The following is a 19,432-nucleotide window of genomic DNA, read 5'->3' as shown; positions in this document are numbered from 1 at the left end:
ACAGTTTTGTTTTAGGCAGTCTTTAATAAGGATATCCAGACAATGGCATCATCAGTTATTAATATAAGTCTTGCTGATGTTATAGCAGCAATATCGGAGCGTCAGCCAGTACTGAATCAAGCAAATATTAGCTCATCTCAGTTGCAAACTGAGATCAACGGAATTGGAAGTTTAGATGGCGCCACATCGAGCCAAGTTAGCTTTTTAACAGACGATGCGTATGCCCATGCACTTCCTGAGTCAAAAGCAGCGGTCATTATTGTCTCTGAAAAATATGTCGATGATATGCCTTCTCATAGTATTGCAATTGTCGTTAAGTCGCCCTATGTGGCTTATGCCAGTGTCTCACACCTATTTGATCCGCTGTCCGCAAATGCCGCGATTAAACCTGCCTCAAAAGATAAAAGCCAAGATAAAGCTAAATCACACACTGCTTCACACTCTTTAATTCATGAAACTGCGCAGATTGCCGACACGGCAGTGCTTGGTGACAATGTACGAGTGGGCGCTTTTTGTGTGATTGGCGACTATGTAGACATCGGGGCTGGAACCCAGCTTCATGCTCATGTGCATATTGAGGAATATGCGCATATCGGTAAGGATTGTGTCATTTATCCTCATGTTTATGTTGGTCATCGAAGCCTAATTGGCAATGCAGTACGTATCCATGCTGGTGCCAGTATCGGATCAGAAGGTTTTGGATTTGCACCGATGTCTGATACAGCCCGTGAAGGCTGGGAGCGCATCGTACAGCTCGGCCGCGTCATCATCGGAAATGGTGTACGTATCGGAAGTAATACCTGTATAGATCGTGGCGCCATTGATGATACGGTGATTGAAGATAATGTAATAATCGACAATTTGGTGCAAGTTGGTCATAATGTAAAAATTGGCGCTGGAACTGCCATCGCGGGTAATGCGGGAATCGCAGGAAGTGCTATTATTGGTAAGCGCTGTATGATCGGTGGCGGTGTGGGTATAGCAGGACACTTACAAATCACTGATGATGTGGTGCTGACGGGTATGACTATGGTTAGCAGATCTATCAATAAGCCGGGAGTATACTCTTCTGGAGTTACCTCAATGCCTGCTATGGATTGGCGCAGAGTGATGGTTAAGCTTAGAGCATTGGGTAAGAAAGATACTTAAAGCGTTATCAAAGTCTGTTTGATAACTCGATAGGCGAGTATGAACCAACGAGCTAATAAAATTCTTTGGCCCTGATGACTTTATATCTAAGGACAGCGCATGACTGATATCAATGAGCAAAACGCTAATAGAGAAATGACTGATGAGGACCGGCAGTTTTTACAACAGTCTGGGGTAAGACTGCCTATGGGCTATGATCAATTAAAGCACTATCTACCGCATCGTTACCCCTTTTTCTTAGTAGATAGAGTTCTTAAATGTCGACCAAAAATAGGTATTGAAGGTTATAAAAATGTGACGCATAATGAACCTTTTTTTCAAGGTCATTTTCCTGATGAGCCTATTATGCCGGGCGTATTGATTATTGAAGCCCTTGCTCAAATCTCTGGGGTATTAGCCTTCATCAGTGAAGGGGTAACCGCAGAGGATGGCTATCTATTTTTATTTGCTGGTGTCGATAAAGCACGATTCAAATGCCCTGTAGTACCTGGAGATAAACTGGTATTAAAGTCAGATCTTGTTTTAACAAAACGCACACTTTACAAGTTTAACACGAAGGCTTATGTCGATAATAAACTAGCTGCCAGCGCTGAGCTAATGATTATCCGTCAGGACAGAACTCCTAAATAGAACTCCTAATTAGAACCCTCGCTATCAGTTGTATTACCTAGACTGAATTTTTTTATGTTTTTAAAAAAACGTTCTACAACTAATTTCTACAGGTTGATTTAATGACACAAATACACGCCACAGCTATTATTTCTGAAAGCGCAATTATTCATCCAACGGTAGAAATAGGGCCATACTGCATTGTCGGTGACAATGTCACTATTGATGCCGGTACTAAGCTTCTTCGTCATGTGGTGGTTACCAAAAATACACGGATCGGAAAAAACAATAAGATTTTTCAGTTTGCCAGTATTGGTGAAGATTGCCAAGATCTTAAGTACAATGGGGAAGAAACTTGGCTTGAAATTGGTGATAATAATTTAATACGAGAAGCTTGTAGCTTTCATAGAGGCACTATACAAGATCAGGGTATTACCAAAATTGGCAGTCATAACTTATTTATGGTGAACACCCATATTGCCCATGATTGCGTGATCGGTGACGGGAATATTTTGGCGAATAATGCAGGTATTGCAGGCCATGTTCATATCGGTAATGGCGTTATTGTCGGCGGAAATGCAGGTGTCCATCAGTTTTGTAGAATTGATGATTTTAGCTTAGTAGGTGGGGGTAGTGTCATTCTAAAAGATGTTGCTGCTTTAACCCTGGTATCAGGCAATCCTGCTAGTTCACATGGTTTAAATATTGAGGGTATGCGCCGTAAACAATGGTCTAAAGAGACGATCAATACCTTACGTGCTGCTTATAAATTAATCTTTAAATCGGGTAAGACGACTGAGCAAGTGGTTAAAGAGTTAACCACAGATTATTTACCGAAAGAGCCGAAAATACAGTTATTCATAGATTCGCTTTTGAACAGTAATAGAGGCATCATACGTTAAAAGCAATTTTAACCCCCTAAAATTCGACAGCCATAACGATGAGTTATGGCTATTTTAGTTTTATAGACTGTGATTTAGGGTTTATTTAGAAAAATTTAAGAGGGTGATATCTTGACTTTTATAAGCTTTTGAAACAGACTACTTTGTAAATTCATGTAAGTATATATTACATGAGTTAAAACGTTTAGCATGATGATTTGTCACAGATATTCTATTAAGGCTCATAGAGAATCTGTTCAGTCGGATTATTAATGCATATATATTTTTCGTACTATTTAGTTTTTACGTACTATTGTGTCGTTTGATATTAAATGGAAATAATTTTATAAGCCTTTGATGGCTGGAGGATTAAAATGTCAAAAAAACATCATCACGCTCAATGGGGATCAAGGGTAGGCTTTATTATGGCCGCCGTTGGTTCTGCAGTTGGGTTAGGGAATATCTGGAAGTTTCCTTATATGGTGGGCGAGAGCGGTGGTTCTGCCTTCGTATTGGCTTATTTAATTTGTATTGCTTTAATCGGTTTTCCAATTCTGGTTGCCGAATGGATGATTGGTCGTCGTGGTCAGAAAAATCCAATGGATTCGTTCTCTGATGTTGCCGCCAGCGAAGGCAAAAGCCGCAGTTGGGCAATCGTAGGTGTGGTAGGTATATTAGCTGCATTTTTCATTTTGTCATTCTATAGTGTCATTGGTGGTTGGGCGCTAAACTATATGACAAAGTTGGCATCAGGTGAGTTTAGCGGTTTAGATAGCGGCGCCGTTGAAAACATATTCGATGGTATGTTGGCTTCTCCAACAACCTTGACCCTTTGGCATACTATTTTTATGATTGTCACAGCCGGTATTGTTGCGTTAGGTGTTACCAGTGGTATCGAAAGAGCTGCAAAAGTAATGATACCCTTATTGGCCATCATATTATTTGTCATCGTCGGTTACAATGTCATGAACGGCGGCTTCTCAGAAGCTTTGGCTTATCTTTTCTCACCTGATGTCTCAAAGCTTGTGGGTGAAGGGTCATCTGAAATCATTTTATCTGCGTTAGGTCATGCTTTCTTTACCTTATCATTGGGTATGGGCATCATGGTTACTTACGGCTCTTATTTGGGTAGCAATATTAGTCTACTCAGTATGGCACGTACCGTGGTTATTTTAGATACGGTTATTGCATTAGTAGCAGGTCTTGCTATTTTTCCGATTATATTTAGTAACGGTATGGATCCAGCAGCTGGACCTGGTTTGATATTTGTTAGCTTGCCGATTGCTTTCGGTAGTATGACGGCAGGGGCTATATTAGGTACGTTGTTCTTCTTATTAATTACGTTTGCCGCTTTGACATCTTCAATATCTTTAATTGAACCGTCAATTGAATTTTTAGAAGAGCGTACTTCCATGAATAGAACGGCTTCTGTTATTGTTGCCAGTGTTGCTATTTGGATGCTTGGTATCGCCGCATTATTGTCGTTCAATATGTGGTCTGAGGTAATGATATTTGGTAATAATATTTTCGACTTCTTAGATAAGCTCACTAGTAAGTTTATGCTACCATTGGCCGGTCTAGCAGCCATAGTCTTTGTTGGCTGGGTAATGACACAGGACAGCGTCCGTCAAGAGCTTGGGTTGTCAGGGGGTAGTTGGAGCCTTTGGCAGATTATCGCCAAGTTTGTTGCGCCTATTGGTGTCATCATCGTATTTATCAATAGCTTGTTGAACTAATATAGTGGTAAATACGCTGGCCAGATAAACTAAAGCTACATAACCAAAGCTAGATAAACAAAACCCTCAGCTTGTTCACAAGCTGAGGGTTATTTATATTTAACTATGATAATAAAGAACAGTTCTTTAAATATGTTCGCCTATATATTAGGCTTTAGTGCTTTGAATGATATTCAGCATACGGCGTAATGGCTCTGCCGCTCCCCACAATAGCTGATCGCCTACGGTAAAGGCCGCAAGATACTCAGGCCCCATGTTTAATTTACGTAGACGTCCTAGGGCAACTGTCAACGTACCTGTGACTGCTACAGGCGTTAGACGCTGCATAGCGGCTTCTTTATCGTCTTCAACGAAGTCTAACCACTGATTACCACTGTTTTTTAAGGCCGCTTCAATGTCTTCTAAAGGGATATCTTTTTTCAGTTTAATGGTCAAACCCTGAGCATGACAGCGCATAGAACCCACTCGTACACAGATACCATCGATAGGAATAATGTCAGCGCCTGTATTGTTTAGAATTTTATTAGTTTCAACGCCGCCTTTCCACTCCTCACGAGATTGTTTGTTTTCAAGCTGGCTATCGATATAGGGAATTAAGCTGCCGGCTAGAGGGGCGCCAAAGTATTTAGTCGGAAACTCATCACTACGCTGAGCCTCAGCAATTTTTTTATCAATGTCTAAAATAGCGCTGGCAGGGTCTGCAAGCTCATCAGCAACAGTATCATGCAGCATGCCCATACCATTGATAAGCTCACGCATATTGTTAGCACCAGAACCACTGGCTGCTTGATAAGTCATGGCAGACACCCACTCAACCCAACCACGGTTAAATAACTCACCAATAGCCATTAGCATTAAAGAGACTGTACAGTTACCACCGATAAAATCCTTGATACCGTTTTGCAAGGCATTGTCGATAACTGGACGGTTGACGGGGTCCAAGATAATAACGCTATTGTCTTGCATACGCAGAGTACTAGCAGCATCTATCCAATAGCCGTCCCAACCAGAGTCACGAAGTGGACCATGAACAGCAGAAGTGTAGTCGCCGCCTTGACACGTGATAATAATGTCGCAAGCACTAAGAGCTTCGATATCATGAGCATCTTTAAGTTTATCACTAGTCTCAGTGTGTTTGACACCTTCGAATGTAGGCGCATCGCCCCCCGCATTACTGGTAGAAAAGAAAATAGGTGTGATGTTTGCAAAATCACTTTCTTCTACCATGCGCTGCATCAGCACAGAGCCGACCATACCTCGCCATCCAACAAGACCTACTTTTAATTGACTCATGAAAATACCCCTTGTGTATTCAACTGGAATTATTTATGTAACAATACTTACCCTAATAAATATTTTGCTTTAGTATTTATAGTCAGCGAACTACTAAACGGTTACAGTGTTAACCTCTTTAAGCCTACTAGAGTAGTACTTGCGTTCGGTTGCCTCGTAACCATTTTAGACTTCTTTGACTAAACAAAAGCAGCTCTTAGATTGAAGATCTTTATTAAAAACAATCTATTAATTTAGTCAGTCAAAGCGTTTTAAAAATAAGTTAAACAACGCTGTAACAACTTAAAACGCGATAACCTTTGCCAAAGGTTAAGTGTTATTGTCGTGCCTTTTGACCTACGTTTCTGAGAAGTAAGTTTTACTGCGTTTTAAATCGTTTTAGATCGTTTTTATATATAATAGCTTGTTCGATAGGATCAGTTAGACAATCACTAAGACGACTACTTATACAATTACTTATATGATCTTAATTATCATAATTGAGCATGACATAAGAGATTATTTATTAGAATAATAATGGGTTAAAAGGTTAAAAAACCAATAATTTATGCTTAACTCATTTTATTTATGCATAACTAATTACCATGCCTTTTTATACAATAAAAAGCAATAGTTAAATCCAATAATTTAAGATTTTTTTTATAAGACGCCATTCGCTTTTATTTATTTATCCTATAAGTTGACCATACATATGCTAGATATTATCTATCTCATTATCCAAATATTAGCAGGCTTAGTTATTTTTGTCAGTGCGTGGGGTTTGTTGCCTTTGGATAACTGGTGGGTACGCGGGGTAGACTTTCCGAGAATTCAGATAGTGGTATTGGGTCTGGTAGCATTAATAGGGCTGTGTTTATTAACGCCGCATTGGGACTTATGGCAAGTCATACTAATAATTAGTTTAATTGTCTCTATTGGCTATCAAATGCTAATGGTACTGCCCTATACGAGAGTATGGAAAAAAGAGGTGAGACAGGCATCGCCTATACCAAATTCGGTACAGGTGAAGCTTATGGTCTCAAACGTACTCACCCCAAATGATAATACGCAAGCATTGGTCGATTTAGTCACTCAGAAACAGCCCGATATTTTGATAACTTTGGAATCCGATCAAAAGTGGCAAGATGCCTTAAGCGCTATTGAGGCCGACTACCCTTATACTGTAAAAGTACCTTTAGACAATCTATATGGTATGCATTTGTATTCTAAGTTTAAGCTCATAGACCCCGAAGTAAAATATTTGCTTATTGACGATATACCCTCCATTCATACCCAGTTGAGGTTACCAAACGACGAGGTTATTTGGCTCTATTGTTTGCATCCGATGCCGCCAAGCCCAACCGAAGCAGATAAGTCGACCACTCGTGATGCTGAGCTACTCATGGTAGGTCGTCATATCAATATCAATAATCAAGTGGCTATCTTAGCGGGTGATTTGAACGATGTGGCGTGGTCAAAAACCACCAAAATGTTTAGACGGGTATCTGGATTACTCGATCCACGTATTGGTCGCTTCTTTATTAACACCTTTCATGCCGATTATCCATTTCTACGATGGGCCTTGGACCATATTTTCCATAGTCCATGCTTTACGTTAGTGGATATTGAAAGATTGCCGTCCATTGGTTCAGATCACTTCCCAGTGATGACCACGTTACAGTATGAGCGCTGTGCGCACGCAGAACAAGTAGGCAATGCGCCTGAGCCATCAATTCAAGACAAAGAAGCCACGGTTGCTAAAATTGAAGAGGGTAAAGAAGAGGGTATTAAAATGTCAATAGAACGGGCGGACAGTCGGCAGGATCAAAACCCTATACATACCGACTCAATGACCCCAAGTGTATAGACTAATACTCATTCTCATAAGCACCACTCTAAAATAATGCACACTCAATAATAATACATTAATAATCAAACGAGCTGAGCACATCATGTAAGCATATGCTTACGTTAAAATGGGTTTTTGCCTGCTAGGCACGGACAAGGTTTCAACATACAATGGGCACATCAACACAAGGATAGCATGGATAGCAGTGTTGATTGGTAAAACGTAAATAACTGAAAGGATTTTCAGTACCTCGTTTGATTTACCTTATTGCCCTATAGAGTAATTCAAGCAAGCGTTACGTTTTATTAAAAGCTTAGGATGAGCTTAACAAGGAAATAATAATAAGTCATGCCCCTAAACCCAAGTCTCTGCCCTAGACTTGGGTTTTTTCTTTTTTTATATAGCCGGAGAACGACTAAACGGTTTCAGTGTTAACCTCGTTAAGATAGATTGTTTTATAGAAAAGGTATTATAGTAATGAGGTAGTAAACGAGTCATTCAAATTTCATTCAAGAGTAGTCCCGTTAGACACCGTATCATATACCTCTAAAGTTTCATCGATCATTTGCTGCATGGTAAATTTGTCGGTAATTGAAGGGCGCATCACATTCTCTAATTGAACACGTATGACCTTGCACAATGCAAAAGCGTTGTATTCTTTAACCAATCCTTGTGGATATAAGGGTTGTAAAATCTCACTAAAAGCCGCTTTATCCCAGCCAACGACAGGCGTCCCTAAATGGATGGCTTGTAACACGTTAATGCCGATGGACTCAGGCTGATTCGCAAGGCCTAGCACAATATTGGTTGCGGCCAACCATTCACGCATATCATTATGCTTAGAGCCGATAAAAGTAAATCGATCTGCTAATTCAAGGGCTTTAATGCGTTGGATAAACTCTTCATGGATGATGTCTTGACGAGAATCATCATCCATAATAATAATATGTATATTAGGGAAATCCTTACTGAGGTTGCCAACAATATCAATAAGCCACTCTTGTCCATACTCCTGTCCAATAAGTGTCGGAAACAGCAGCCATTTTTTGTGTTCAAGCTCTGGATATTCAGCAAAAGTACGTCTCAGCCAATATACGGAAGGGTTGTAACGATAGGGAAAGTTACGCGTATCCACCCCACGATAAATGCGAGTTATCCTCTTTGGCGCTATTTTTACTTCTTTTAATTCATCTTTAAGGTAGTCACTGACACTATCCGACACCGTAATCACACTATCGACATTTAACAAAGCACGAGAGTAGTTATTGATTGGATAAAAACCATACATGGTTGAGACAATCTTTGGCTTTGTCCTCATTTTAAGACCGCGTAATGCCCAATATAATACCCAAGCCGGGGTACGAGAGTGTAAGTGAATGATGTCGGGCTCATGCTTTTCAATGAGTCTGCGTAGTGCAAAGGTCTGTCTAAGCGATAGCCAAGACTTTTTTTCTAGGGAGAGCTGGTGGTAAATATTGCCATCTCGCTCAAGTCGCTTAACCAGATCATTATCTTTACTTGCTGAAGAAATAATAATGGAGGTATGACCGCGCTTCACTAACGCTCGACCAAGATGAAAAATACCACGTTCGGATTCATCGTGCTTTAAAGAGGAGAGCAAACGCATGACTTTCATATTGGCTACTGGGCTGATTGAGGTGGTTGAAGGACTCGTAAAAGATGGGCGAGTAAAATCCGTAAACGGCAACTAGATAATATACTAAATAGCCTTCTAAATAAAAGCATGTCCAAATAAAATAACTGTTGTCATAAACATAATGGTAAAACCAATGTCTTCCTTATAGAAGGTATAATAATTGAACATTGTCATTTAAAAGCAATAAAAAAACAAGGCGTTTACCGCTCCAGCTTTAAAACGGATACTTTGATCGTTAGACTAAGTTAGCGTTTTTTTGCAAGGTGGGGTGCATTGGGTAGAACTTGCTTTTCACTCAGGTATTTCCAGTAGCGCTGTGGTAAATACTGCTTATGTAAGCGCGGATTTTTACGCTCTTTAATATTGACATTGACGAAGTAGCCTTGCCAAAACTTCTGATATTGTTGCTCTTGTTCGCTGTGCACACTGGCGGGGTTTCTAATGACGTTCTCATCCACGTCAACAATTGTTTGCAGTGGGGCAGGGTGCTTCGCAGTCGACTGTGTCATATCATAAAAAATACCATAGCCCCGTTTTAGATCATAGATAGCCCAGTGCTGGTCTTGATAGCGTTGCCTAAAGTGTTCACCAATGAGAGGCAATACATTAAAGTCAGGCTCAACGCGAGCGAAATAAACATCCTCTTTGGTATGCTCAAATCGGACAAAGGCTTCCATGCGATGCTTTTCTCGGCCGACAGACTTCACCGTTTGCGCGAGCTCCAATACATCCAAATTTCCTAAATCTTGGAGTATATCTCGTTCAGGATAATCGATAGCGTATTTCACCACTTGAAATAAAGTAGTACCAATCGACTCTTTTTCTGATAAAAACCCCCACAATATTTGCCTAACCCCCGACTTACCTAATAAGGTAGTTAACCTATTAAGTACTCTCTGGGCTTTCATGTCATCGACAGTGACATAAGTGGCGGTATCGATTAGCGATGGTACATAGTTTTGACTATCCATAAGCTTTAGGTAGGGATGGCTTTGAAACTTATGTTCATAAACATAAAATACCGCGCTAAGCCAACCCTCGAAGCTAGGTTCGTAGACGATAATAGCTGGTACATTGGGAGATAGGGTAGTGAGTGTGGTCATTGATAGAGTCATTATAAGTCAATAAAATTTTGGCCTATTTTCATCACTAATCACAAGACACCTATTACAAGATACATATAACAGGACACCTTTAAAAAGATCAGATAACAGGACAAACCATAAAATGCGTTGAAAAATTTAAAATAAAGCCAACTGACCACTGCGCTCGTCTTTAAATTTCGTCTGTGTCTGAGCCAGCACGTATTGACGGAAGTTGTCACGGGTTAGATGCGCAAGATGCTCGTTCTTGCCGGTCGTGGCAATAAAGTATTTTGCACGGTTGACCGCTGCCCCCATTTTTTTGAGATGCTCTAAGGTAATCTGATTAAACTTGCGAGCTTTAACGATTTTTTTCGCCGTCTTAATACCGATACCAGGAATACGCACGATAGACTCATAAGGCGCGTGCTGAATATTGACAGGGAAGTGCTCACGGTGACGGATAGCCCACGCCAACTTTGGATCACATTCCAAATCTAAAAAAGGATCTTCGGGCTCTACAATTTCATGAGCCCCAAACCCATAGAAGCGCATTAACCAATCTGCTTGATATAAGCGATTTTCACGAACCATCGGCACAGGAGTCCCTAATGCTGGCAAACGACTGTCTGATAACATAGGCACATAGCCTGAGTAGTACACGCGTTTTAGATCATATTTTTGATAAAAATGGCTAGATAACTGGATGACTTGAAGATCAGTCTCATTACTAGCACCAACAATCATCTGACTGGTTTGACCCGCTGGGGCAAATTTGGGCGCAGACTTATGCTTTTTACGGCTCTCTTTGATGGTAATAATTTCTTCTTTGACCGTTTGTAAAGGCGCTTGCAACTGGGAGTGGTTCTTTTCTGGTGCCAGTAGCGCTAGACCTGATTTGGTGGGTATTTCGATATTGGCACTGAGACGATCAGCGTATAAACCTGCTTGATAAAGTAGCTCTTTACTGGCACCAGGAATGGTTTTTAGATGAATATAGCCATTAAATCGCTCACGGGTACGAAGCAACTTAGCCACCTCAACCAAGCGTTCCATGGTATGGTCACCACTTTTAAAAATCCCAGAACTTAAGAATAGTCCTTCAATATAATTACGTCTATAAAACTGCATGGTTAACTCAACCACTTCTTCCACGCTAAAAGCAGCACGTGGCGTATCATTACTGCGTCTAGACGTACAATAAGCACAGTCGTAAATACAATGATTGGTTAATAAGATTTTAAGCAAGCTGACGCAGCGACCGTCCTCAGTATAACTGTGGCAAATCCCTGTTTTTGAGGCATCACCAAGACCGCCACCTTGGTTTTTACGATTACCACCAGAGGATGAGCAGGACACATCGTATTTGGCAGCATCAGCCAAAATATTGAGTTTACCTTGCAACCTTTCGTAATTAATTGAACCCATACTACCGTGTTACCTATAAAATTTTAATAATTTATGATAACAAATTGTTAAGTAAATACGTGTAATAACCAGTATGAGTTTGATTCTAAACGACAGTTAGTGTCGTGTGCATTGAACAATTAAGTATTCATTATTTAAATAGTGATTAATTAAATATTGAATAATCAGGAATGTCGTTTATAGACCCTTTAAAAGCTATTTAGTATTATGAGTATAGACAGACATTAATAGCCCGAAGCCCGCCATCAAAGTAATGACAGCAGTACCTCCATAACTAATCAAAGGCAAAGGCACGCCGACAACGGGTAATATGCCACTGACCATACCAATATTGACAAACACATAGACAAAAAAGGACATGGATATGGCGCCTGCAAGAAGTCGGCCATAAGTATGTACATGTATTGAGGAAATAAATAGAGAACGAACAAGGATACACGCATAAATAAATAGTAGAACACTCACCCCTAATAACCCAAATTCTTCTGAAAAGGCGGCAATAATAAAGTCAGTATGTCCCTCAGGAAGGAAGTGTAAATGAGACTGTGTCCCTTCAAGATACCCTTTGCCAGTCAGACCTCCAGATCCAATGGCTGTCTTAGACTGAGTGATATTCCACCCAGCACCTAACATATCCGCCTCAGGGTTTAATAGTGTTAATACCCGTTGCTTTTGATAGTCGTGCATAAAGAACATCCAGCCTGCCCAGACCATAGGAATCATCAATCCGATCGCAGAACCGATCATCCACCATGGAAGCCCTGCCAAAAACAGAACAAAAAAACCACTGGCAGCAACCAGTAAAGAGGTACCTAAATCAGGCTGGCTTGCGATAAGAAATACCGGGACCATGATGAGAGCTAATGTCACACATACCGTTACAATATCAGGCGGCAAGTCTCGACGCGACAGATACCACGCACACATCATCGGCAATCCAAGCTTCATAAATTCTGAAGGTTGAACACTGCCAAACCCTGGTATTCCTATCCAGCGCCGTGCGCCCATGCGAACCTCGCCGATTAAATCTACCAGTATCAGTAGGACGAGGCCGATAATATAAAAAATCGGGGTTAAGTCTCGATACAGGCTTGGCGGAATTTGTGCCATACCTATCATGACGACAAAGGCAATGCCATAGCTCACCATCTGCCGAGTAACCATTGATACATCTTGCGTAGAGGCGCTGTATAAAATAGTCAAACCGATAAAGCAGACTGTCAAAAGCAGCAACATGAGCCAAGGATCAATATGAATACGTTCCCAAATACTGGGATTTTCATCACGCCCAAAATGGTGGGTTTGACGAGAAAATCGGTACTGTTGTTGCTTTGACATAAGTAGTGGTTTCAAGTAAGCGAGGAGGATTACAATGGATTAGAATATAGAGACTAAGCCACAATTAATAAAAGGTAAAAGGCTTAGAACGTTTAAGCGAATAGTTTAATACACCCCACAGGTGAAAAAATAAAATTGATAGCGATATAGCAATTTGTATAAACTCGAGCAATAGTGCAGCAAGGTATTAGTGACTATAGTTTAGCGTGACTTGATCAAATTTGATAGTATCGTAATGCGAATTTGATAATATCTTAAAACGAGAATAGCATCTTATGCAATAACAATAATAGCTTAACTGGCACCTGTCACTACATATGACTATTGACACTTTATGTTAGTCGTCATATCAACCTTAGATACTGTCCTTATCAACTTTGACGTTATTGACCATATTGACCTATATATTACTGGAAATTAGAAAGCTATGAGCTGTTACTTTAAGACGTATTTAGGCCTTTTTACCGTTGCGACTGCTGCCCTATTAGCGGGCTGTACTGCCCCAAATTATAAGCCTAATCCAAATTATAAACCTGGTGTAAGTATCCATGAACAACGAACCATAGGATCTTCAAGTGTTACTTATCCTGATAGTCGCAACAATATTGCTAAAAATAGGCAAGTTAGCAGCCCAAAAGCTAACTCAGATAGCATTGGGGTCTTAATTCGAGATGCTGAAGAAGAGTATGAATCTGACCATTTAACGATAGAGCAAAATAGACGAATAGATACCTCTGACAGCTCTTCATACCCTTATCCAAGTTCAGCATTAGACACCACTTTAGCTTATAAACAGTGGTTAAATAGGAGTGCTTACAGAGCCGGAGAAGTCACACAATATTTGCGTTATTTAAATGATTATATTGGTCGCTCAGAGGTGCCACCTGCTGAACAGCTATTGTCAACAGCACGCAGCTGGGAAAAATGTGGCTATGAGCAATTTCAGTTGCCGCCTCGCGAGTTATGGCCAAATATGGTAAGAACGGTTCAGTTGTACGATGAGTTAAAAAGGCAAGGGGTGATACCTGCTAGTGCCGAAATACGTTCAGCGTATCGCTCTCCTGATCTAAATGCTTGTGCGGGCGGCGCACGTGGTAGTAAGCACATGACTAATGGTGCTATCGATATTTGGGTTCCCGAATATGAAGGCCAGCCTTGGCTAAACAGTATATTGCAAGACAGACTATGCCAGTTCTGGTCAGCCCGTGGTGAAAGTTACGACTTCGGACTTGGACTGTATTCAACTGGTGCTATTCATATAGACACTCAAGGCTATAGATATTGGGGTACTCAAAACTCTAGGTACGACTCACCGTGTCGTTATCTAAATTCAAATTAAGTTATTTACTTAACTCAATCTAAGTTTATGTTAATTTCTATTACATTTATGTAAAATAGGTGTATAATATGTTTTATTCATCAAAACAAGTTTTTTCTAGTAAAAAACCTTGTTTTGACAATAGCCTAGTTTTAGCGATGATTGACATAGTCAAGCATGAGGTCATGCTATTTTCTTAATGCTCCGTCATATGAAATTTTCTTTTATTACCCGCTAGCACTTGCTTATCCATTGTCAGGCAATATAAGGCTAATGATCAGAAATATTGTGATTGATTTTAAGAAGCACAGAGGGCATATATAATTAAGGAATTTGAGTTGAAATTAAGATCGTGTTATCAGGCTATTTTTATACCTATCATTGCATTGGTTATTACCAGCTGCGACCAAGTCGATACACTTTTTGGAAATCATAACAATAATAACGAATGGCAGGATATCTCTGACTTAGGTTTACCTACCTTAGCGACAAATAAACTCACAAGTTTTGAAAATGTAGACTCGGTAGGGTCTGTCAAATTGCACTCAATAAATAGTCACGATACTGATTTACAAAGCACTGTTTCACAAAACGTTGATTCACATAGCAAGGATTCAATGGACAGTCATTTTCAAAATAATACAATGGGCACTCAGTTAAGAAGCCATTTAAATAGTTTTGAGTCCAGTGGTATTGGTATGAGTGATGCAGGTTCTAACGCGACTCATTTGAACAATACACAGTCATACACCAATGAAACCGGTGATAATAAAACATTATTATTGGATAAAGCGCAATTGCTTGATGAACAAGCTAAAAAATGTCCAAAAAAACTTGAGTTAAAAATTGACTCAAACTTGATACAACGCAATCACGATGTCTTGATTAATAATTATTGCGATTATTATTTGTATCCAAGTAAAGGTCAAACAATAATGGTAGGGGTTAGTCCAAATCAGATGGAAGCCTACTTAATTTCGCCGCAAATACATAATTTTGAAAATGGTTGGTTTAAAGTGAAGCAAAACGATGCGCACATCATTCGTGTTGAATTTACAGGCTACAAGTATCACTCTACACCGATCAATTACAATCTTAAGGTGACAATCGAAAGTTAAGCCTTATTATTCAACTAAAGTGTCTGGTAATTGAGTGTCTAAAAAAGGTAGTATGATGATGGACTGTAACATGACATTTAGGCGCGTCCTTTTTAATAAATAAATATCTAAAGGCACCATAAAACGCACTATAAAAAAAGAAACCTGATTAGGTTTCTTTTTTTATAGGTATTACTTTGTCTGTTTAGGCTTGCCAACTGTAACAATAATAAATTTATCAGGGTTCAATGTCTGTCTTAACGTTTGATTGACATCTTCAATAGATGTTTTCTCAATTCGGTTGATGTACTCGCTGACAAAGCTGTCAGGCAGCTTATTAAAATTGATACCACCTAGCATGCCATTAATAGCGGCATTACTTGAGAAACCCATAGGATAACTGTTAATCAAGTTTTCTTGGGTCAGCTTAAATTCCTGTGGTGTTATGCCATTTTCTAAAGTATTCGTCACGGTCTCTAAAGTCGCTTGAATGGCTTCGTCTGCCTTCTCATTACGCGATGAAAAGCTGATGGTATAAGGACCTTGTACTTGCATAGGCGTCATATTGCCATATATGCCATAGGTATAACCCAGCTCTTTACGTACTTTACCCATCAAACGAGAGTTAAATCCTGAGCCTGCCAATACCTCATTGCCTATACTAAACTCAGTGCCTCGTTGCATTGATTCTGGATCCGCTTTTATGCGGTAACCCAATTGTCCAATCACCACTGATGTTTGGTCACTGTCAAAATCGACATGTAACGTTTTGCTGTGTTTGATAGGTGTAGGGTCGGGTAATTTGGGGGCAGGCTTGCCTTGGGGTAGCTGTTTAGTAGCGAGTTCAGCAACTTGTTTGGCTTGAGCTAAGCTTAAATCACCCGTGATACTCAAACTGGCGTTTTGCGCTACCAAATACGTATCATGAAACTTCTTTAAATCAGCAGTTTCAATGTGAGGAATACTGTCAACCTGTCCATAAGACGAGTGTGCGTAAGGATGATTGCCGTACAGTGCTTGACTAAAGGTTGTGCTAGCGATGTAGGCAGGGTTTTGCTGCATTTGTTTAAGACCTAATATCTGCTGAGCTTTAGATCGCTGTAGTACCTGCTCATCGAATCTGGGTTCATTTAGCATACTACTCATTAGTGTCAACGCAGGAGTGAGATGCTCATCATCCGATAAGCTGCGGAGACTGACGACAAACTGATCTTTATAAGCACCACTATTTAGCTCAATACCTAACTGCTCTTCAGCTTCTGCAAACTGTGTCTCATCAAGCTGTTTGGTGCCTTTAGTCAACATGCCTGCGACCATACTGGCGAGCCCAAATCCATTTTTTCGAATGCTCTCATCTCGGGCGCTACCGGCATTAAAACGTATATCAAGATCGACAATTGGTAATTGATTGGTTTGAAAAAAGATAACCGGTACCCCGTTACTGGTTTTAAAATGTTCAAATTCTGGGATGCTCATATCCAGCTTTTTGTCGGATTTTAAGCTGGTTAAGTTGTCTACGGCTTGGATGGGCTGAGTTAAGTCCACATCAGCAGCTGTATGTTCACCGGCCGGTGTATTAGGAGTCGCAGCATTGGCATAATTTAAGCTATTGATACTAACTGTGGTTAATAAAGCAGTCAATATCGCTGTTTTTAGGACTGTTGCTTTTAATGTTAATGATTGTGCTTTTACTGGTTTTGATCTTGTTGATTGTATTTTTAAAGTAGGTTTTACTCTTAAATAAGCTAAGGGGTCAAGTTTCATAACAAATCCATCAGTGGTTTTAATAATAAAAGACGCATCAATGTGGTGTGTTTTAAAGTAATGTGTGTTCTAACGTAAGGTTATTATGTCGCACATCTAAGCCATATTAATTCAAATTATTCTAATTTAAATCTTTTAGATGACGTATTTCTGTCTAATAAAGGGTTCCGTTGTATTAAGGGCTCAGTTATATTAAGGGTTCAATTGGCTTGAGCGGGCTCTACATGCATCACCGTTAAGTTGTCTTTCACCAAGTACTTGTTGGCAATGGCATTAATATCGTCACTAGTGACTTGAGCCAGCTTATCAGACAAGATAGTAATTAAGCGGTCGTCAAGACCGCGTACTTGCATACTGCCTATCATATTGGCTTGACCTGCAACACTGTCTTGAGAAAAGACAAATCCTTTGACCACATTATTTCGAGCGCGTTCAAGCTCTTGTTGGCTTATCTGTTCAGATTTAAATCTGTCTATTTCATTAATAATCGCTTGCTGGGCTTGTGCCAAACTAACGCCTTCACGAGGTGTCGCTTGAATCATATACAGACCATCTCCGCGCTCAAAAATACTGTAGTAAGCGACCACTGATGCAAGCGTTCCTTGTTCACGAATTAAGTTTTTCTCGAATCGGGCGGCTAATCCACCATCCATTAAATACTGCAACATCAATAACTCATAGGCTTCTTTTTCAGGAACATTGGCTACTTTTGTGCTCAGCAAGGTTGGCACGTTATATCCCATCATTAAGGTGGGTACATTGACCGTTTCAAGTAAGGTTTTTTCCTGATAGCCACGCCATCCATGCTGCTGAACAGAAGGACGCTGAGGCAGGGTCTTACGTTCGATTTGCCCAAAGTATTGCTTAACCTTATTTAATGTATCATCTGGGTTGACATCACCGACAATCACTAACGTTGCGTTGTTTGGTGCATACCAGGTTTTGTACCAGTTTTCTAGATCTTCGATAGAGGTATTGCTAATTTCATCCATTGGTCCGATGATGGATTCTCCCTTAGGGCTATCTGGTAGGGCTAATTTGCTAAACTTTTCAAAGGCTCTGGCCAAAGGATTATCATCAGTACGTTGACGGCGCTCCTCCATGACCACATTACGTTCTTGAGCAAACTCATGTACAAATTCATCACTGTCAAAGCGCAAGTTAATCATACGATCGGCTTCTAGCTCCAAAGCCAGATCTAGTCGATTAACGGGAAACATCTCATAGTAGCCGGTGTAGTCATAACTGGTAAACGCATTGTGATCGCCGCCATATTTGGCGATGAGTCTATCAAAGTCAGAGCCAGATACTTTTTTAGTCCCTTTAAACATCATGTGTTCAAGAAGGTGGGAAATACCGCCTTTATCATCAGGTTCATCGGTCGAGCCTACCCCGTACCAAATCTGAGCCATGGCAACTGGCGATCTATGATCTTCTTTGATAATGACTTTTAACCCATTTTGTAGCTGATACTCATGGCGACTAGCGTCTGCTGCAAACTTAGGTTTAGTGTCGCCAGTCAGTTCTGAGCGAGACTCACTATTGGAAGTAGAGTTATTGCTATAACTTGGAACACTGCTCGATGAAGACTGAGTTGAATGATTGGTGCTTGATAAGGTATTGCACGCCGTAAGTGCGGAAACTGTAAAAGCCATCCATAAGCTGCGCTTTAGAACATTAAAAGAGATCGCACGAGGTATAGCATAACTTAATAGGTGAAAGGAGGGTATTAAGGCAGGTCGTTTAATTTCTAGATTTGATATAACAGTGTTTTTCATGCAGTCCTCAATATAGAAATTGTATAGTCCTATATTATTTCAACATTTAAGTCAAAAAGGCAACTTAAGCTACAATAGTCCTATAATAATTCTATATTTTCTCAATATTTAGCCACTGCTTGGAATACAGTAAGTCTAAAGTATAAGAATTATCATACTTTTATTATCGTCACATTAATTTTCAAGCTAATATGAACAAGTTAATGTGAACAAATAAATGTGAACAAATAAATGTGAACAAATAAATGTGAACAAATAAATGTGAACAAATAAATGTGAACAAATAAATGTGAACAAATAAATGTGAACAAATAAATGTGAACAAATAAATGTGAACAAGCTAAAGATTGTATAGTGATGATGGCTCGACTATGGGTATTTAAAACTTTGCTTTTTAAATAAGTTATCTTTATCGGCAGGCCTTTGACAAGCTTGTTGAAACTACTATTTTAGCTTGATATGTCGTAATGGCAC

The 19,432-nt window shown here is 39.9% G+C and carries 14 protein-coding genes; 7 read left to right on the top strand and 7 right to left on the bottom strand.

Annotation, left to right across the window (positions count from 1 at the left end):
- The first annotated feature begins 42 nt into the window (after positions 1–42).
- From lpxD to AC2SLT_RS09660, 4 genes are all read left to right on the top strand, one after another.
- Positions 43–1,149 (top strand): UDP-3-O-(3-hydroxymyristoyl)glucosamine N-acyltransferase, encoded by a 1,107-nt coding sequence (lpxD, locus tag AC2SLT_RS09675; RefSeq protein ID WP_486547449.1) that lies wholly within the window; start codon positions 43–45, stop codon positions 1,147–1,149.
- Positions 1,150–1,248: 99 nt separating this feature from the next.
- Positions 1,249–1,779 (top strand): 3-hydroxyacyl-ACP dehydratase FabZ, encoded by a 531-nt coding sequence (gene fabZ / locus AC2SLT_RS09670; RefSeq protein ID WP_486547448.1) that lies wholly within the window; start codon positions 1,249–1,251, stop codon positions 1,777–1,779.
- A 101-nt stretch (positions 1,780–1,880) separates the two neighbouring features.
- Complete coding sequence (gene lpxA / locus AC2SLT_RS09665) at positions 1,881–2,660, top strand: acyl-ACP--UDP-N-acetylglucosamine O-acyltransferase (RefSeq protein ID WP_486547447.1); 780 nt, start codon at positions 1,881–1,883, stop codon at positions 2,658–2,660.
- A 353-nt stretch (positions 2,661–3,013) separates the two neighbouring features.
- Positions 3,014–4,375 carry a sodium-dependent transporter gene (locus tag AC2SLT_RS09660; protein ID WP_486547446.1) on the top strand — a complete coding sequence of 454 codons (1,362 nt, stop codon included), beginning with the start codon at positions 3,014–3,016 and terminating at the stop codon, positions 4,373–4,375.
- Between the two features lie 147 nt (positions 4,376–4,522).
- Here the strand turns inward: AC2SLT_RS09660 and asd are convergent, their stop codons facing one another.
- Complete coding sequence (asd, locus tag AC2SLT_RS09655; RefSeq protein ID WP_486547445.1) at positions 4,523–5,668, bottom strand: aspartate-semialdehyde dehydrogenase; 1,146 nt, start codon at positions 5,666–5,668, stop codon at positions 4,523–4,525.
- 691 nt (positions 5,669–6,359) lie between these two features.
- On the opposite strand from asd, the gene AC2SLT_RS09650 reads away from it, so the two are divergent.
- Positions 6,360–7,514, top strand: coding sequence for an endonuclease/exonuclease/phosphatase family protein (locus AC2SLT_RS09650; RefSeq protein ID WP_486547444.1), 1,155 nt, complete (start codon positions 6,360–6,362; stop codon positions 7,512–7,514).
- Between the two features lie 487 nt (positions 7,515–8,001).
- Here AC2SLT_RS09650 and AC2SLT_RS09645 read toward each other — a convergent pair whose 3' ends face one another.
- The 4 genes from AC2SLT_RS09645 to rodA form a co-directional block, all read right to left on the bottom strand.
- Entirely contained in the window at positions 8,002–9,132 is a 1,131-nt protein-coding gene (locus AC2SLT_RS09645) for a glycosyltransferase (RefSeq protein WP_486547519.1), read from the bottom strand.
- Positions 9,133–9,398: 266 nt separating this feature from the next.
- Positions 9,399–10,256: a TIGR03915 family putative DNA repair protein gene (locus AC2SLT_RS09640; protein WP_486547443.1), complete on the bottom strand. Its 858-nt coding sequence runs from the start codon at positions 10,254–10,256 to the stop codon at positions 9,399–9,401.
- Between the two features lie 138 nt (positions 10,257–10,394).
- Positions 10,395–11,663: a putative DNA modification/repair radical SAM protein gene (locus AC2SLT_RS09635; protein WP_486547442.1), complete on the bottom strand. Its 1,269-nt coding sequence runs from the start codon at positions 11,661–11,663 to the stop codon at positions 10,395–10,397.
- Between the two features lie 195 nt (positions 11,664–11,858).
- A complete protein-coding gene (rodA, locus tag AC2SLT_RS09630; RefSeq protein ID WP_486547441.1) occupies positions 11,859–13,001 on the bottom strand; it encodes a rod shape-determining protein RodA in 1,143 nt (380 codons plus the stop codon).
- Positions 13,002–13,428: 427 nt separating this feature from the next.
- Here rodA and AC2SLT_RS09625 point away from each other — a divergent pair, with 427 nt between their 5' ends.
- Together AC2SLT_RS09625 and AC2SLT_RS09620 are read left to right on the top strand one after the other, a co-directional pair.
- Positions 13,429–14,340 carry a D-Ala-D-Ala carboxypeptidase family metallohydrolase gene (locus tag AC2SLT_RS09625; RefSeq protein ID WP_486547440.1) on the top strand — a complete coding sequence of 304 codons (912 nt, stop codon included), beginning with the start codon at positions 13,429–13,431 and terminating at the stop codon, positions 14,338–14,340.
- A 317-nt stretch (positions 14,341–14,657) separates the two neighbouring features.
- Positions 14,658–15,437, top strand: coding sequence for a hypothetical protein (locus AC2SLT_RS09620; protein WP_486547439.1), 780 nt, complete (start codon positions 14,658–14,660; stop codon positions 15,435–15,437).
- A gap of 171 nt (positions 15,438–15,608) precedes the next feature.
- Here the strand turns inward: AC2SLT_RS09620 and AC2SLT_RS09615 are convergent, their stop codons facing one another.
- Positions 15,609–17,180 carry a M16 family metallopeptidase gene (locus AC2SLT_RS09615; protein WP_486547438.1) on the bottom strand — a complete coding sequence of 524 codons (1,572 nt, stop codon included), beginning with the start codon at positions 17,178–17,180 and terminating at the stop codon, positions 15,609–15,611.
- A gap of 200 nt (positions 17,181–17,380) precedes the next feature.
- The gene (locus AC2SLT_RS09610; RefSeq protein ID WP_486547437.1) at positions 17,381–18,958 is read right to left on the bottom strand and encodes a M16 family metallopeptidase; all 1,578 of its coding nucleotides are present in this window, start codon (positions 18,956–18,958) and stop codon (positions 17,381–17,383) included.
- Positions 18,959–19,432 lie beyond the last annotated feature (474 nt).

Source organism: Psychrobacter sp. CX18 (genome assembly GCF_057396215.1).
This window is presented reverse-complemented; position numbering and strand designations above follow the sequence as displayed.

What these genes read in the sequence shown, in the direction of transcription:
- rodA (WP_486547441.1), bottom strand. Translation starts at nt 13,001, where the DNA reads ATGTCAAAGCAACAACAGTACCGATTTTCTCGTCAAACCCACCATTTT.
- fabZ (WP_486547448.1), top strand. Translation starts at nt 1,249, where the DNA reads ATGACTGATATCAATGAGCAAAACGCTAATAGAGAAATGACTGATGAG.
- AC2SLT_RS09645 (WP_486547519.1), bottom strand. Translation starts at nt 9,132, where the DNA reads ATGAAAGTCATGCGTTTGCTCTCCTCTTTAAAGCACGATGAATCCGAA.
- AC2SLT_RS09640 (WP_486547443.1), bottom strand. Translation starts at nt 10,256, where the DNA reads ATGACCACACTCACTACCCTATCTCCCAATGTACCAGCTATTATCGTC.
- lpxA (WP_486547447.1), top strand. Translation starts at nt 1,881, where the DNA reads ATGACACAAATACACGCCACAGCTATTATTTCTGAAAGCGCAATTATT.
- AC2SLT_RS09650 (WP_486547444.1), top strand. Translation starts at nt 6,360, where the DNA reads ATGCTAGATATTATCTATCTCATTATCCAAATATTAGCAGGCTTAGTT.
- asd (WP_486547445.1), bottom strand. Translation starts at nt 5,668, where the DNA reads ATGAGTCAATTAAAAGTAGGTCTTGTTGGATGGCGAGGTATGGTCGGC.
- AC2SLT_RS09615 (WP_486547438.1), bottom strand. Translation starts at nt 17,180, where the DNA reads ATGAAACTTGACCCCTTAGCTTATTTAAGAGTAAAACCTACTTTAAAA.
- AC2SLT_RS09635 (WP_486547442.1), bottom strand. Translation starts at nt 11,663, where the DNA reads ATGGGTTCAATTAATTACGAAAGGTTGCAAGGTAAACTCAATATTTTG.
- AC2SLT_RS09625 (WP_486547440.1), top strand. Translation starts at nt 13,429, where the DNA reads ATGAGCTGTTACTTTAAGACGTATTTAGGCCTTTTTACCGTTGCGACT.
- AC2SLT_RS09610 (WP_486547437.1), bottom strand. Translation starts at nt 18,958, where the DNA reads ATGAAAAACACTGTTATATCAAATCTAGAAATTAAACGACCTGCCTTA.
- lpxD (WP_486547449.1), top strand. Translation starts at nt 43, where the DNA reads ATGGCATCATCAGTTATTAATATAAGTCTTGCTGATGTTATAGCAGCA.
- AC2SLT_RS09660 (WP_486547446.1), top strand. Translation starts at nt 3,014, where the DNA reads ATGTCAAAAAAACATCATCACGCTCAATGGGGATCAAGGGTAGGCTTT.